The following is a 15,031-nucleotide window of genomic DNA, read 5'->3' on the forward strand; positions in this document are numbered from 1 at the left end:
TCGGATTCTCGTCAAAGAGTCAAATCTTAAACGGCGAGTAGTGTCAAAATTGTAAATTCTGACATTGTAAAATGGTGATTAGTTTTATAAATGATTAATAGTTTAAACTTTGTATAAAACTGTGAACTTATTCAAGCAGTTTTTTACCGGCTTGAAATGGTGGTTTCAGTATCATATTTTTTATACAAAGAGTTCGGTAAAAATTATGATGTTATGGAGTTTATCTTGACTAAACTGATACCCGTTCATTCCGGTGAGGAAACTCTTGGGGACGACGGCTTAGTCGTACAGGAGGCGCGTCCCAAGTTAAAACCGCCACCCATGTATCAAGTTTTGCTGCTAAATGACGATTTTACTCCCATGGAGTTTGTTGTTCATGTATTGGAGAAGTTTTTCCGGATGGATCGTGACAAAGCCACCCGGATTATGTTGCATGTACACACTCAGGGTAAGGGATTGTGTGGAGTTTATGTAAAGGAAATCGCTGAAACTAAGGTGGCACAAGTGAATGAGTACTCCAGAAGTAACAAACATCCACTTTTATGCACCATGGAAACGGTTTAGGTGATTTCATGGCACACTCCTTGTACTAGAACGTCTAAAAGACAGTGAAAGTAAGAGGTAGGTTATGTTAAGCGAGGAACTGGAGCTCACACTCAATCGTGCGTTTAAACAAGCACGTGACAAACGGCATGAATTCATGACCGTTGAGCACTTATTGTTAGCCTTATTGGATAATCCCACCAGCAGTAACGCTTTACGTGCCTGCGGTGCGGATATCGATGTGCTGCACGATGAAATCACCCGGTTTCTTGATGAAACCACTCCTATATTACCGGAAGAGGATGAAAGGGAAATTGAACCCACCCTTGGGTTTCAGCGGGTCTTACAACGTGCGGTGTTTCAGGTACAGTCGTCCGGCAACAAGGAAGTGACAGGCGCCAATGTTTTGGTGGCCATTTTCAGTGAACAAGAATCACAAGCTGTTTATTTGTTGAGCAAACAAAGTGTGGCCCGTCTCGATGTGGTCAATTACATCGCTCACGGAATTTCTAAAATTGAAGACGATCACGAAAGTGATCCGGTGGCACCGACCCAGGAAGAGGAATCCGATGCGGAGAATACCTCCAAATCACCTCTGGAAAGTTTTGCTATCAATTTGAATCGTCTGGCAATGGAAGGGAAGATCGATCCCTTAATTGGTCGTAAACAGGAAATAGAACGTACTTTACAGGTGCTCTGTCGTCGTCGTAAAAACAATCCCTTGTTTGTGGGGGAAGCCGGCGTGGGTAAAACCGCTTTAGCCGAAGGTTTGGCCAAGCAAATCGTGGATGGTGAAGTACCGCCGGTGTTGTCTAACGGTGTGGTGTATTCCCTGGATTTGGGAGCCCTGTTGGCCGGAACGAAATATCGCGGTGATTTTGAAAAGCGTCTGAAATCCGTGTTGTCCCAATTGCGTAAACAACCGGGTGCTATTTTGTTCATCGATGAGATTCACACCATCATTGGTGCCGGGGCCGCATCCGGTGGTGCGATGGATGCTTCCAATTTGATCAAACCGGTATTGGCGTCGGGGGATCTGAAGTGTATCGGTTCCACCACCTATCAGGAATATCGTGGTATTTTCGAAAAAGATCGGGCTTTAGCACGGCGCTTCCAGAAAATCGACGTTCCTGAGCCCACTGTACCGGAAGCAATACAAATTCTGGAAGGTTTGAAATCCCGCTTTGAAGAATACCATGACATTAAATTTACCCGACAGGCGTTGAAATCAGCGGTGGAATTGTCAGACCGCTATATCAACGAGCGCCATTTGCCGGATAAGGCCATTGATGTTATAGACGAAGCCGGTGCCACTCAACGTTTGCTGCCGCCGTCCAAGCGCAAGAAAACGATTGGTTGTAAGGATATTGAGTCCGTCGTAGCCAAGATAGCCCGTATTCCTCCTAAGCAGGTATCCAGCAGCGATAAGGAAGGTCTACGTAACTTGGAGCGGGATTTGAAATTGGTAGTGTATGGTCAAGATGATGCCATCACTAATCTGGCGACAGCCATTAAAATGTCTCGAGCCGGTTTGGGTACAGAGCAAAAACCCATTGGTTCCTTTTTGTTTGCCGGTCCTACCGGTGTTGGAAAAACCGAAGTGACCCGGCAATTGGCCAAGATTCTGGGTATAGAATTGATTCGTTTTGATATGTCCGAATACATGGAGCGCCATACGGTTTCCCGCTTGATCGGTGCACCTCCCGGTTATGTGGGTTACGATCAAGGCGGTTTATTGACCGAAGAGATCAACAAGCACCCTCATGCTGTAGTGTTGCTGGATGAAATTGAGAAGGCCCATCCGGACGTTTTCAATCTGCTGTTACAAGTCATGGACCATGGTACGTTGACGGATACCAATGGACGAAAAGCGGATTTTCGCAATACGGTTCTGGTGATGACCACCAATGCCGGTGCCGAGCAGATTGCGCGGCCATCCATTGGTTTTATGCATCAGGATCACACCACCGATGGTTCCGAGGTGATTAAAAAGACGTTTTCGCCGGAATTTCGTAACCGTCTTGATGCCATTGTTCAGTTTAAATCCTTGGACAGCTCCACTATCTGTCATGTTGTGGACAAGTTCCTGTATGAGCTGGAAACTCAATTGGCAGAGAAGAAGGTTACCTTACATGTGGATGACGAAGCCCGGCTGTGGTTGGCAGAACATGGCTATGACGAAAAAATGGGTGCGCGTCCCATGGCCAGAGTGATCAAAGAAAACATTAAGAAACCGCTGGCGGAAGAGTTGTTGTTTGGTCGATTGGTTAACGGTGGTGACTGCGAAGTGACCGTCGAGGATAATCAATTGGTTTTCAGGATAGAACAATTGGTTACCGTCAACTAAGCACTCCGCATACAAGTGATAAAAACTGTGCCCGAGAGTTGCCGCTCTCGGGCATTTTTATGTCTAGCAAAATCAGAGTGGAATCCACACAAGATTGCTTGTCGGATTACCATCCGTCTACCGTAAAGCATCAAACTTCTTTGGATTCGATGTAAAACGTCTTGAAATGCTTTGAGAGGGATTAACGCACTCGGAATACGATACGGCCTTTACTGAGGTCGTAGGGGGTCAGCTGAACTTTAACGCTGTCTCCAGTGAGGATGCGAATGTAGTTTTTTCGCATTTTACCGGAAATATGGGCTGTAACCACATGGCCGTTTTCCAGTTCCACTCTAAACATGGTATTGGGCAGGGTTTCAACCACCTTGCCTTCCATTTCAATGTGCTCTTCTTTTGCCATAAATGATAAGTGTAAACCTGTTTGATTTCCCATACAATTAGTATGGATAGAATGCAGGCAAATCCTTTACAAATCCGCCTGATACGCCAAAACGCAGACAGTATAGCTACTTATTGTTTAAATACCAGAGAAAAATTCAAATATTTTGCCGGGGACGAAGTGCCTGGTACAAGTCGGAGGCGATTGCACAAAGTATTGCAGAGGTAAGAGCCCAAGGATAGGTAAAGCAGGGATTGTCGAGAGCCGAGAGAGGCTTTTGCCGGAGAGTCTAGTTTCTGGCAAAAGCCAAAGGTTGTTACAACTGGGGGGTTATACGTAAACGGCTTCTTTCCACGGTGCATGGGCCCAACCCACATAGGGTGAGTTGATGTTAGGCTCCAGGATCAATTCCATTCCCAGAAATACTAATATGGCATTGAAGTCACGCGGGTCCTCAAGCTGTTGTTTGAGGCATTCCAGATGCGCATAGTTCATATATACCAAGTTAGGGCTATAACCGTGTTCCGCTTCGAACTCTTTCGCTACCGAATATATAGTGCTCAACATAGTTATTATTACCCCTTGCGTTATTGCGCCGCTGTGATGGCGGTGCTCTAAGCTTTGTATCGTCTGGGGTAGTTTTTTCTTAATAGAGGGGCGGGAGCGGTACAAAAGTTTTACATTAGAAAACAGATTGTGAATTCAATGGTTTACGTATAATTACGTAAGGTCGGATTAATTTCTCAGTAGTGTTCCCCAGCGGCCATCCTGGTAGCCCTGTAAAGGTTGATAACGGCTTTTGTAGCGCATTTTGTCGCAATCAGAAATGTAATAGCCTAAATATACCCAAGGTTTATTCAGTTGTTGCGCCATTTTGATTATGTGCAAAATAGCTAAATGTCCCAGACTGCGTTGCTGCTGTTGCGGTTTGAAAAAGGTATACACAGCGGAAAGGGATTGTTCCAGTTCATCCACCACAGCAACGGCCAATAGTTGCCTATCTTGCCTGAACTCGTAAAATCCGGTGTTACACCATCGGCTGCTTAAGAAATTCTCATATTCCTGTTCCGAAGGGTTTTCCATTCCACCGCCTTCGTGGCGAGCACTGACGTATTCACAATAGAGTTCAAACTGTTCTTGATTGAACCGGGCCGGTGTGCGAATGATATGCAGATCCGAATTTTTACTTAAAGTGCGTTTGTGGTTGCGGCTAAAGCAAAATGCTGCTGCCGGCACACGTACTGAGATACAATCGCTACAAGACGGGCATTTGGGTGTGTAGATATAATTGCCGCTACGGCGAAAACCCAAGGTTAACAAATGCTCGTACAATTTGGTGTTCATGGGTACATTCGGATCGGTAAAAACAGTGATCGCATCACGATCTGCCAGATAGCTGCAGGGGTGTATGTCACTTTGATACAGGTTTAACAGATTAACCATGGTTGTCGTCGAGGTTACAATCCAATAGATCGGCCTGCCAGGTCCGCGCATGGGTAGGGGCGCTACAAAACTGATCCAGATGTTGCAGAAATTGCTGTCTCGGTATGAGTTCAGACCCCAGGCTCATGAGGTGAGGGGAACTGACCTGGCAATCGATGAGTTGAAAATCTCTGTCGATCAAGTATTGAGTTAAATGATACAGAGCCACTTTGGAGGCATTGTCCATGCGGCTGAACATGGATTCCCCGAAAAAAACCTTGCCAATGGCAATACCGTATAATCCACCGACTAATTTTTCTTCGTGCCAACATTCGATTGAGTGGGCATAACCCATTTGGTGCAGTTGCAAATAGGCGTACAGCATTTCCGGCGTAATCCAAGTGCCGGGTTCCGTTCCTCGAGGTTGCGCACATTGCACCATGACCTGTTCAAATTCACGGTCAGCTGTTACATGAAACTTTGCTTTTTTAATTACTTTACGCAGACTTCTGGAAACCTTGAGATGCTGCGGGTATAAAACGGCGCGGGGGTCCGGGGACCACCATAGAATGGGTTGATCTTTATTGTACCAGGGAAAAATACCATTGGGATAAGCCGACAGCAGACGTTGCGGGTGCAATGAACCACCGACAGCCAGCAAGCCATCCGGCTCACTTAATGCCAGCTCGGCATGAGGAAAGCGGAAGCTAGAGTCATTGGGGTCGATCCAAAATGGGGCTTGTCCTCGCATCAGTTGGCCTGTTTGTAAGGAGAATGGGCGATGAGACTGTCGCGATAGTGCCGGATACCTTTTTGTTCCCGTTCCAGAAAGGCGGCGATGATCTGTCGGAATTCCGGATGGGCGATCCAGTGCGCAGAATGGGTCAGTGTGGGTAAAAATCCGCGACTGATTTTGTGTTCCCCTTGGGCGCCGGGCTCAAATCGCAGCAGTTGCTCTCTAATACAGTACTCAATACCCTGATAATAGCAAAGTTCAAAATGCAGGTTATTGTACGCTTCATCACAACCCCAGTGGCGTCCATAAAGATGTTGCCGATCGCGCATACAAAACGCGCTGGCAATGATTCGATTACCGTCATAGGCCTGAAACAATAAAGTTTCCTGGGGAAGGGTTTGCGCAATTTCCTGGAAAAACTCCAGGGACAGCGTGGGGTATCCACCCAGACGATAAAATGTGGAGCTATAGTGGCGGTGGAACTGCTGCCATTGTTCTTCAGTGCTTTGTTCACCGTTGCTGATTCGAAGCTGCAATGGGGTTTGTTGCACGGTTTTACGTTCCCGCACAATGTTCTTGCGCTTGCGTGAACTGAGTTGTTGCAGGAAATCGTCAAAGTCCGCATAGACCCGGGGTTGACGATTATGCCAATGGAACTGGCAGGCGATGCGCGGTAGAAGCCCTATGGATTCCAGTTGCCGTGCCATTGATGCTTCTGGAAATAAGACGTGCAGGGAAGAAATGTTTTCCGATAGAGCATATTCCAGTGTGCCGTTGATTATTTGCTTAACAATTTTTTTGGCTTCGATCTGTGGTACGGACGGGTCTATCAATAGTCGTGGTCCGGTGATAGGTGTGTAAGGTACCGCACTGACCAATTTAGGGTAATAGGCGAGGCCGCTGCGTTCGTAAGCATCGGCCCAGGACCAGTCAAAAACGAATTCGCCATAGGAATTGTTTTTGACGTACATGGGCATGGCTGCGAGTATGCGATCCTCGTCCTTATGAATCACGTGACGCGGGAACCAGCCAAAGGGTTCGCAACTGTGGTTCTCCAGGGCCAGGAGAAAGGCGTGACGCATAAATGGCGTGTTGTTGTCTCCCAGCATTTGATCCCAACGATGGGCATCAATGTCTTTAATGCTATGGAGAATCTCGGTGCTCATACGTCGTGGATTGAATGCACGATCTGCAAGGCTCAGTTAAGCGGCCGGATCCGCTGTGCAGGTCCGGCTGGATTGTTAAAGATTATCGAGGTAACGCTCAGCATCCAGAGCAGCCATGCAACCGGTTCCGGCCGAGGTGACTGCCTGCCGATAAATATGGTCGGCAACGTCACCGGCTGCGAAGATACCGGGAATACTGGTGGCTGTGGCATTACCTTCGCGGCCACTGTTCACCTTGAGATAACCGTTTTCCATCTCCAACTGACCTTCAAAGATGGCCGTGTTGGGTTTGTGGCCGATAGCGATAAAAACACCGTCTACGCCGATATCCTTGGTTTGGCCCTGCTGGTTTTTGATGCGCATTCCCGTAACACCGCCGGCATCACCCAGCACTTCATCCAGTGTGTGGTTCCATTCAATCGTGATGTTGCCGTTGTTGGCTTTTTCCATGATCTGATCGATGAGTATTTTCTCTGAAGTAAAATGATCGCGTCGGTGTACGACGGTGACTTGTGATGCGATATTGGATAAATACAACGCTTCTTCCACTGCCGTGTTACCACCACCGATCACGGCAACCGGCTTATTGCGGTAGAAAAACCCATCACAGGTGGCGCAACCGGAAACCCCACGTCCTTTGAATGCCTCTTCACTGTCCAGTCCCAAATACATGGCTGAGGCGCCGGTGGCTATAATTAGGGCATCGCAAGTGTATTGGCCGCTGTCCCCTGTGAGTGAAAAAGGCCGTTGTGATAGATCACAGGAGGTGATCAGGTCGAAAATAATCTCAGTGTTAAAGCGCTCGGCATGCAAGCGCATGCGTTCCATGAGTTCGGGGCCTTGTACTCCGGCATTGTCGCCTGGCCAGTTGTCCACTTCGGTAGTGGTGGTGAGCTGTCCGCCTTGTTCTAACCCTGTGATCAGTACCGGTTTCAAATTGGCCCTCGCTGCGTAGACTGCCGCAGTATAACCGGCAGGTCCGGAACCCAGTATCAAGAGGCGACAGTGTTTGGTTTCACTCATTTAACATTTCCTCAAAGATCAGACGAAAAAGATGGTCTTCAGCTACAATTGTACGAGATGTGATTCTTACGCTAAAGGAGACAAAATGCAAATTGGTATTCCCAGTGAAGTAAAAACTCTGGAAGGTCGTGTGGCCTTAATTCCGGAGGCGGCGGGGGAACTGGTTAAACAGGGACACGAGGTTTTCATTCAACGCGGGGCAGGTAAGCACAGCGGTTATAGTGATGACGATTATGAGGCTGTGGGTTTGAGCGTGGTTGAAAATGCGCAAGTCTTATTTGAAAAATCCCGTCTCATTGTCAAGGTAAAAGAACCCCAGGCCCAGGAATTGTCTTTATTTCGACGTGACCACATTCTATTTTCCTATTTACATCTGGCGGCGGAATTGCCCTTGATGGAAAAATTACAGGCGATCGGCCTGACCGCCATTGCTTTCGAAACGGTGGAAACCGCAGACGGTCGTCTGCCTTTGCTGGCCCCCATGAGTGATATTGCAGGACGCATCGCAGTGCAAGTGGGTGCTACTTTGTTGCACCGGCCTCAAGGGGGCAAGGGTTTGCTCCTGGGGGGGTTGCCGGCGGCTCCGCGGGGACAGGTGGTGATTTTAGGCGCGGGTGTGGCCGGGGGTAATGCAGCCCTGTTAGCAGCGGGTATGGGGGCCAATGTCACCGTGTTTGATCGAAATCGCGACAAATTGGAAGCCATGCGCCGATTAGGGGCGAATGTGACGGCTCTGTATCCTTATCAAGCCTCTTTAAAAGAGGCGGTGCGGCAGGCGGATTTGCTCATTGGAGCCGTTTTAGTGACAGGCGAACGTGCACCGCATTTGGTGGATGCGGAGATGGTGAAGTCTATGCAGGCCGGCAGTGTTATTATCGACATTTCCGTAGACCAGGGTGGTTGTATTGAGACCACCAAACCCACCAACTATAAAAATCCCACTTTTTTGTGGGAAAACGTGGTGCACTTTGGTGTTACGAATATGCCCGGAGCAGTGCCCCGCAGTGCCTCACAGGCTTTGTCGGCTGCCATTTTGCCCTATGTCAGTGCCCTGGGTGGACCGCAGTGGCGCGATCATGCGGAGTTGTCTGCGGGAATTAATGTAAAAGACGGTGAAATTCTGCATCCGGCGCTTAAGCTGGTAAAATAGATAGAACACAAGTGCTTTATTGATGGTCCAAACAGCAAACCAACAACAGGGATTCTAATTTGCCTTCATCTGTTACGAAGAAATCTCCCCCGCTGGCCGGGCACATGATCCGGGGACTGAAAGAAGCCGCCTTGATCGTATTTTGGGCCGTAGCGCTGTACATGAGTGCGTCTCTGATAACGTACACCCAAACCGACCCCGGCTGGTCCCATAGTGACACCACCGAGGTGGTGGCGAATGCGGGAGGGCCTGCCGGAGCCTGGTTTGCCGATGTGTTTTTGTATTTGTTTGGCTATATGGCTTATTTGTTTCCTATTATGGTGGCATATACCGGTTGGCTCATATTTGCCGGACGCAATGAGGACCAGGACTTTGATTTGCGCATGGTCTCTTTGCGTTTTATTGGATTTGTGCTCACTTTATGCGCCGGAACCGGCTTGGCAACCCTGCATTTTCAGACCCAGGTAACCCTGCCTTTGGATTCCGGGGGTATCCTGGGGGACGTGGTGGCCCAAGGTTTGGTGGGAGTGTTCAATTTCATGGGCGGTACCTTGTTGTTAATTGCCCTGTTTCTTACCGGTATCTCTTTATTTACCAGTTTGTCCTGGATTGTATTGATGGATAAAACCGGGGCCATGACACTGGGTTTGTTGGATCGGTTGCTGGAACAGTGGTACAACTTTAAAGAAAACTGGGCGACCCGCCGTGCCAAAATGGAACGGGAACAAGTGGTTAAGGAAGTCAAAAAAGCCCGGACTAAGCGTTTACCTCCGCTTATAGAAGCCTTGCCTGATCCCATCGAGGAATCCGAGCGCGCCGGTAAGGAACGGCAGATACCGTTGTTTGAGAGCGACAGCAATTTACCGTCACTGTCTCTGTTGGATGTCGCGGACGCGCCCAAAAACCACATGGCTAAGGCCGCTTTGGAAGCCATATCCCGCCAAGTGGAGCTTAAGCTCAAAGATTTCAATATTGAGGTCCAGGTGGTTGCGGTGCATCCGGGGCCGGTGGTGACCAGTTTTGAGCTGGAACCGGCTCCAGGTATAAAGGTCAGTCAAATCAGCAACTTGTCCAAGGATTTGGCGCGTTCTTTGTCGGCTATCAGCGTTCGTGTGGTCGAGGTGATTCCCGGTAAATCTACCGTTGGTTTAGAGGTACCCAATGAAGTGCGGGAAGTCGTACGCCTCAGTGAAGTGCTGAAGTCCAAAGTGTTTGATAAGGCCCGCTCTCCACTGAGTATCGCATTGGGTAAGAACATCAGCGGTCATCCCGTGATTGTGGATCTGGCTAAAATGCCCCACTTACTGGTAGCAGGGACCACCGGTTCCGGTAAGTCCGTGGGTTTGAATGCTATGGTGTTGAGCTTGTTGTACAACTCCACGCCTAACGAGGTTCGCATGATCATGATTGATCCGAAAATGCTGGAGCTGTCCGTTTATGAGGGCATTCCTCATTTATTGGCACCGGTCGTTACGGACATGAAGCAAGCTGCCAATGCCCTGCGTTGGTGTGTGGCGGAAATGGAGCGGCGTTATACTCTGATGGCCTTATTGGGGGTGCGTAACCTCAATGGGTATAACACCAAGGTGAGTGAGGCGATTCAACAGGGCGAGCCTATCGTGGATCCCACCTATAAACCCGATGTCCTCAGCGATCCCGATGAGGTTCGACATCTGGAGCCCTTGCCTTATCTGGTGGTTGTGGTGGATGAATTGGCCGATTTGATGATGGTGGTGGGCAAGAAGGTGGAAGAGTTAATTGCTCGTCTAGCGCAAAAAGCCCGTGCTGCCGGTATGCATTTGATTTTGGCCACCCAACGACCGTCAGTGGATGTATTGACCGGTTTGATCAAAGCCAATATTCCTACCCGTATTGCTTTCCAGGTTTCGGCCAAGGTGGATTCGCGGACCATATTGGATCAGGGTGGGGCTGAACAATTGTTGGGACACGGGGACATGCTATATCTGGCTCCCGGTACAGGTATCCCAACTCGCGTTCATGGTGCATTTGTGTCGGATCATGAAGTACACCGGGTGGTGAAGGATGTGCGTTCTAAAGGAGCCCCCGAGTACATTGAAGATATTCTGGAAGGACCCTCCAACAGCGATGGCGGGGATTTTTCCGTTTATGATGATCCGGACCAAGTGGACGAATTGTACGATCAAGCAGTGGCTTTTGTCACAGAAACCCGTAAAGCGTCTATTTCCTCGGTACAGCGGCGCCTGCGAATAGGGTACAATCGTGCCGCTCGAATGGTAGAGGAAATGGAACGCGCCGGTGTGGTGAGCTCGACCCAGGCCAATGGCACTCGGGAAGTGCTGGCACCGCCACCCCCCAGTTTGGATTAAGAACCTCTAATTGGTGTATTCAATGTTTAAACAATATTTTCAAACCGGCTTACGCCGGATGCTTGTGGGTTCTCTTGTTTTTGCGGCAATGACAGGAAGCGCTGCGGTTACAGCGGAATCTGCAGATATGGAGCGATTGTCGCGATTCTATAAACAAGTAAAAAGCCTGCAAGCTACTTTCGTACAAAGAGTGGATGCCTCCGGTTTTTCATCCATTGAGGAATCTGCCGGTGTGTTTTATTTACAGCGCCCGGGGCGATTTCGCTGGGATTACACCAAACCCTATAAGCAACAAATTATCGCCGATGGTAAAAAGCTCTGGGTCTATGACGTCGACATGGATCAAGTGATTGTGAAAAAACTGGATCTGGCATTGGGAAGCACCCCGGCGGTGCTGTTGAGCGGAACTCAGGAATTGAAGCAGCAATTCACGGTGGATCGTATACGCGATTTGCAGGGGCGTCCTGCCGGTCTGGTTTGGTTGCGTTTGTTACCTAAAGATAAGGAATCCAATTACCAACATATCGTTCTGGGGTTTAATCAGGATAACCTGGAGGTGATGGAGTTGTTGGATAACTTTGGACAGGCTACCGTCATGCGTTTCAGTGACATTAAACGTAATCCCAATTTGGATGCGTCGCTATTCCAGTTTACGCCGCCTTTGGGTGTGGATGTGATTGGTGCCGAGGACGTTCTGGGCCAATGAGACACCGAGACGATGCGCTATTGCCCGGCCACTTTGTGAGACGCTGAGATGCAGTGGTTAGCAATAGCCGCCGGCGGAGCTTTGGGGTCGTTGTTGCGGTTTTTATCTTCCAGCGGTTTGCATCACTGGTTAGGGCGTTCGTTTCCCTACGGTACTTTGTTTGTGAATGTGACAGGCTCACTGATAATGGGATTTTTGTACATTCATTTCACCAGCCGCATGGAACTGGGGCCGCAGTGGCGGGCTTTTTTTCTGGTGGGCTTGCTGGGGGCTTTTACCACTTTTTCTACATTTTCTTTGGAAACGGTGCAATTACTGGAAGAGGGAAGGGCGCTTCAGGCTTTATTGAATATGCTGCTTAACGTAGGTGTATGTGTCGCCGCGGCATGGGCTGGAATCTGGTTGGGCCGAGCGGCATAAGCGGTTTGGAACAGGACTGTAAAACAGAGATTAAGGTAATCATAATACATGTTAGATCCTAAATTAATTAGAACCGAATTGGAACAAGTGGCACAGCAACTTGCCGTACGCGGATTTATATTGGACACGGCACGCATTTCTGAATTGGAAAGCCGGCGCAAAACTTTACAGGTAGAGACGGAGAATCAACGCCGGCAGCGTACCACCATGTCTAAGGAAATCGGCAAAGCCAAGGCCCGTGGAGAAGATGCTGCGGCTGAGATGGCGCAGGTTTCCTCTCTGGGGGATCAACTGAAGGCCGGTGAAGCTGAGTTAGAGCAAATCCAGGCGGAATTGGAAGACTTATTTAAAGCCGTACCCAATATTCCTCACCATTCTGTACCTGTTGGTAATGACGAAAAAGACAATGTTGAGGTACGTACGTGGGGAGAACCCACCCGCTTTGATTTTGAGCCGAAAGACCATGTGGATTTGGGTGAAGCCAGCGGTCATATGAGTTTTGACTTAGGAGCCAAGATTACGGGCAGTCGCTTTAATGTACTCACCGGCTCCATGGCTCAGCTACATCGGGCCTTAGCACAGTTTATGCTGGATCTACACACCCGCGAGCACGGTTATACGGAAACCTATGCGCCTTATATTGTCAACGCCAAAAGTCTGGAAGGGACCGGGCAGTTACCCAAGTTCGAGGAAGATTTGTTTAAGCTGCATCATGAACAGGATTTTTATTTGATTCCCACGGCTGAGGTGCCGGTGACCAATATTGTACGGGATACAATCCAGGAAGGCAGGGAGCTACCGTTGAAGTTTGTAGCGCACACCCCTTGTTTTCGTAGTGAAGCCGGTTCCTATGGTAAAGATACCCGCGGCATGATTCGACAACATCAGTTCGACAAAGTTGAACTGGTGCAAATCGTTAGGTCGGAAGACTCCTACGATGCTTTGGAGCAACTGACTTCACACGCAGAGAAGGTTTTGCAACTGTTGCAACTGCCTTATCGGGTGATGAGTTTGTGCAGTGGTGATATTGGTTTTTCTGCTGCTAAAACTTATGACTTGGAAGTGTGGTTGCCGGGTCAGCAGGCATACCGGGAAATTTCCTCCTGCAGTAATTTTGAAGATTTTCAGGCTCGCCGCATGAAAGCACGTTACCGCGCTGCCGAAGGTGAAAAACCACAACTGGTTCATACCCTGAACGGTTCCGGTCTGGCGGTAGGGCGCACCTTGGTTGCTGTGTTGGAAAATTACCAGCAAGCTGATGGTACAGTTCGGATACCGGAAAAACTTCAGCCCTATATGGGTGGCCGGGAAATTCTTTAAGGGTTAGGTTAGAGTAGGACGGAATAAAACATGCAATATTTTCCCATGTTTGTCAGCTTACAGCAGCGCCCTTGCGTTGTGGTGGGTGGTGGAGAAGTGGCAGCCAGAAAAGTGGCGCTGTTGGTTAGAGCCGGTGGAGATGTTACCGTCATTGCACCGAAATTGTGTGAAAGCCTGCAGCGCCGTTTGGATGATGCCCAAATCAAGCATCATTCCAAAACCTTTGAGGATACCGATATTGAGCGCTGTACAGTTGTCATTGCGGCCACCGATGACAGAACGACCAACAAGCGGGTTTCCGAGATTGCCCGGCAAAACAATATTCCGGTAAATGTAGTGGATCAGCCGGAGCTGTGTACTTTTGTAGTACCGTCAATTATTGATCGTTCGCCGGTTCAAGTTGCCGTGTCAACCGGTGGCGCTTCACCGGTGCTGGCGCGATTGCTGCGTTCGCGGTTGGAAACCATATTACCTGCAGCATATGGCAGCCTGGCTTCGCTTATGGAAGAGTTTCGGGATAAGGTCAAGCAGCAGTTTTCCGGCGGAGATAAGCGGCGGCGATTCTGGGAAACCGTCATACAGGGACCTATCTCGGAGCTTGTGTTTGCCGGTAAAGAAGAGGCTGCTCGTGAAGCTATGCATACCGCCATAGACGAGGGTGAGCATACTGTGCCCGATTTTGGCGAAGTGTATTTGGTGGGGGCCGGACCGGGAGATCCCGATTTATTGACCTTTCGAGCCTTGCGCTTGTTACAGCAGGCAGAGGTTATCGTTTACGATCGCCTCGTATCTGAGGAGATACTGGATCTGGCAAGACGAGACGCTGACCTGGTCTATGTGGGTAAGGAAAGGGACAAGCATACCCTGCCTCAAGAGGATATAAACCAAATGTTGGTACGCATTGCCAAGAAAGGTAAACGGGTATTGCGTCTGAAAGGGGGCGATCCGTTTATTTTTGGTCGCGGCGGTGAGGAAATACAGACCTTAATGGACGAGGGAATTCCGTTTCAGGTGGTGCCCGGCATAACGGCAGCCAGTGGTGCCGCCTCATATGCCGGTATTCCTTTAACACACCGGGATTATGCTCAATCGGTCATGTTCGTAACCGGGCACCTTAAAGACGGCAGCATGGATCTAAACTGGACCGCGTTGACACAACCAGGCCAAACGGTGGTGGTGTATATGGGCTTGTTGGGCCTCCCTAATCTGTGTAACAAACTGGTGGAAAAGGGCTTGAGCGCGGATACACCTATGGCCCTGGTACAACAGGCTACCACCAAGCGCCAACGGGTTTTGGTTGCAACCGTAGGGACTATGGTGAAAAAAATGGTCGATCAAGATATCAAACCGCCTACCTTGATTATTATCGGTGAGGTTGTGGCGTTGCATGAGAAGCTGGCCTGGTTCCAACCAGTAGAGTGATGTGGTATTAAGCTACCCCAGGGAACCTCTGATAAACGCCATGAATGGC

General features: G+C 49.1%; 14 protein-coding genes. 8 read left to right on the plus strand and 6 right to left on the minus strand.

What is annotated here, in order from left to right:
* The first annotated feature begins 234 nt into the window (after positions 1 to 234).
* Both clpS and clpA read left to right on the plus strand, forming a co-directional pair.
* Positions 235 to 564 carry an ATP-dependent Clp protease adapter ClpS gene (gene clpS, locus OEY58_14985; GenBank protein ID MDH5326760.1) on the plus strand — a complete coding sequence of 110 codons (330 nt, stop codon included), beginning with the start codon at positions 235 to 237 and terminating at the stop codon, positions 562 to 564.
* Positions 565 to 628: 64 nt separating this feature from the next.
* On the plus strand, positions 629 to 2,890 hold the full coding sequence (clpA, locus tag OEY58_14990) for an ATP-dependent Clp protease ATP-binding subunit ClpA (GenBank protein ID MDH5326761.1): 2,262 nt from the start codon (positions 629 to 631) through the stop codon (positions 2,888 to 2,890).
* Positions 2,891 to 3,071: 181 nt separating this feature from the next.
* Here the strand turns inward: clpA and infA are convergent, their stop codons facing one another.
* The 6 genes from infA to trxB all read right to left on the minus strand — a co-directional run bounded on the left by infA (position 3,072) and on the right by trxB (position 7,616).
* Positions 3,072 to 3,290, minus strand: coding sequence for a translation initiation factor IF-1 (gene infA / locus OEY58_14995; GenBank protein ID MDH5326762.1), 219 nt, complete (start codon positions 3,288 to 3,290; stop codon positions 3,072 to 3,074).
* 309 nt (positions 3,291 to 3,599) lie between these two features.
* Positions 3,600 to 3,836 carry a hypothetical protein gene (locus OEY58_15000; protein MDH5326763.1) on the minus strand — a complete coding sequence of 79 codons (237 nt, stop codon included), beginning with the start codon at positions 3,834 to 3,836 and terminating at the stop codon, positions 3,600 to 3,602.
* 168 nt (positions 3,837 to 4,004) lie between these two features.
* Positions 4,005 to 4,712, minus strand: coding sequence for an arginyltransferase (locus OEY58_15005; protein MDH5326764.1), 708 nt, complete (start codon positions 4,710 to 4,712; stop codon positions 4,005 to 4,007).
* Positions 4,705 to 5,442 (minus strand): leucyl/phenylalanyl-tRNA--protein transferase, encoded by a 738-nt coding sequence (gene aat, locus OEY58_15010; GenBank protein MDH5326765.1) that lies wholly within the window; start codon positions 5,440 to 5,442, stop codon positions 4,705 to 4,707. The genes OEY58_15005 and aat overlap by 8 nt, the downstream gene beginning before the upstream one ends.
* Positions 5,442 to 6,593 carry a GNAT family N-acetyltransferase gene (locus OEY58_15015; GenBank protein ID MDH5326766.1) on the minus strand — a complete coding sequence of 384 codons (1,152 nt, stop codon included), beginning with the start codon at positions 6,591 to 6,593 and terminating at the stop codon, positions 5,442 to 5,444. Before OEY58_15015 ends, aat begins: the two co-directional genes overlap by 1 nt.
* 75 nt (positions 6,594 to 6,668) lie before the next feature.
* Positions 6,669 to 7,616 (minus strand): thioredoxin-disulfide reductase, encoded by a 948-nt coding sequence (gene trxB, locus OEY58_15020; GenBank protein ID MDH5326767.1) that lies wholly within the window; start codon positions 7,614 to 7,616, stop codon positions 6,669 to 6,671.
* Positions 7,617 to 7,701: 85 nt separating this feature from the next.
* On the opposite strand from trxB, the gene ald reads away from it, so the two are divergent.
* From ald to cysG, 6 genes are all read left to right on the plus strand, one after another.
* Positions 7,702 to 8,766, plus strand: a complete 1,065-nt coding sequence (gene ald / locus OEY58_15025) for an alanine dehydrogenase (protein ID MDH5326768.1) — start codon at positions 7,702 to 7,704, stop codon at positions 8,764 to 8,766.
* 104 nt (positions 8,767 to 8,870) lie between these two features.
* Positions 8,871 to 11,114 (plus strand): DNA translocase FtsK 4TM domain-containing protein, encoded by a 2,244-nt coding sequence (locus OEY58_15030; protein MDH5326769.1) that lies wholly within the window; start codon positions 8,871 to 8,873, stop codon positions 11,112 to 11,114.
* Positions 11,115 to 11,136: 22 nt separating this feature from the next.
* Positions 11,137 to 11,820 carry an outer membrane lipoprotein chaperone LolA gene (gene lolA, locus OEY58_15035; GenBank protein ID MDH5326770.1) on the plus strand — a complete coding sequence of 228 codons (684 nt, stop codon included), beginning with the start codon at positions 11,137 to 11,139 and terminating at the stop codon, positions 11,818 to 11,820.
* Between the two features lie 48 nt (positions 11,821 to 11,868).
* A complete protein-coding gene (gene crcB, locus OEY58_15040; GenBank protein MDH5326771.1) occupies positions 11,869 to 12,240 on the plus strand; it encodes a fluoride efflux transporter CrcB in 372 nt (123 codons plus the stop codon).
* A gap of 48 nt (positions 12,241 to 12,288) precedes the next feature.
* Positions 12,289 to 13,560, plus strand: coding sequence for a serine--tRNA ligase (gene serS / locus OEY58_15045; GenBank protein ID MDH5326772.1), 1,272 nt, complete (start codon positions 12,289 to 12,291; stop codon positions 13,558 to 13,560).
* Between the two features lie 30 nt (positions 13,561 to 13,590).
* A complete protein-coding gene (gene cysG, locus OEY58_15050; GenBank protein ID MDH5326773.1) occupies positions 13,591 to 14,982 on the plus strand; it encodes a siroheme synthase CysG in 1,392 nt (463 codons plus the stop codon).
* The last annotated feature ends 49 nt before the right edge of the window (positions 14,983 to 15,031 follow it).

Source organism: Gammaproteobacteria bacterium (genome assembly GCA_029882975.1).
In the GTDB taxonomy this organism is placed as follows: domain Bacteria; phylum Pseudomonadota; class Gammaproteobacteria; order SZUA-152; family SZUA-152; genus JAJDNG01.

Excerpts from the sequence above, each read along its gene's own strand:
- clpA (MDH5326761.1), top strand. The coding sequence starts at position 629 with ATGTTAAGCGAGGAACTGGAGCTCACACTCAATCGTGCGTTTAAACAA.
- infA (MDH5326762.1), bottom strand. The coding sequence starts at position 3,290 with ATGGCAAAAGAAGAGCACATTGAAATGGAAGGCAAGGTGGTTGAAACC.
- OEY58_15000 (MDH5326763.1), bottom strand. The coding sequence starts at position 3,836 with ATGTTGAGCACTATATATTCGGTAGCGAAAGAGTTCGAAGCGGAACAC.
- OEY58_15005 (MDH5326764.1), bottom strand. The coding sequence starts at position 4,712 with ATGGTTAATCTGTTAAACCTGTATCAAAGTGACATACACCCCTGCAGC.
- aat (MDH5326765.1), bottom strand. The coding sequence starts at position 5,442 with ATGCGAGGACAAGCCCCATTTTGGATCGACCCCAATGACTCTAGCTTC.
- OEY58_15015 (MDH5326766.1), bottom strand. The coding sequence starts at position 6,593 with ATGAGCACCGAGATTCTCCATAGCATTAAAGACATTGATGCCCATCGT.
- trxB (MDH5326767.1), bottom strand. The coding sequence starts at position 7,616 with ATGAGTGAAACCAAACACTGTCGCCTCTTGATACTGGGTTCCGGACCT.
- ald (MDH5326768.1), top strand. The coding sequence starts at position 7,702 with ATGCAAATTGGTATTCCCAGTGAAGTAAAAACTCTGGAAGGTCGTGTG.
- OEY58_15030 (MDH5326769.1), top strand. The coding sequence starts at position 8,871 with ATGATCCGGGGACTGAAAGAAGCCGCCTTGATCGTATTTTGGGCCGTA.
- lolA (MDH5326770.1), top strand. The coding sequence starts at position 11,137 with ATGTTTAAACAATATTTTCAAACCGGCTTACGCCGGATGCTTGTGGGT.
- crcB (MDH5326771.1), top strand. The coding sequence starts at position 11,869 with ATGCAGTGGTTAGCAATAGCCGCCGGCGGAGCTTTGGGGTCGTTGTTG.
- serS (MDH5326772.1), top strand. The coding sequence starts at position 12,289 with ATGTTAGATCCTAAATTAATTAGAACCGAATTGGAACAAGTGGCACAG.
- cysG (MDH5326773.1), top strand. The coding sequence starts at position 13,591 with ATGCAATATTTTCCCATGTTTGTCAGCTTACAGCAGCGCCCTTGCGTT.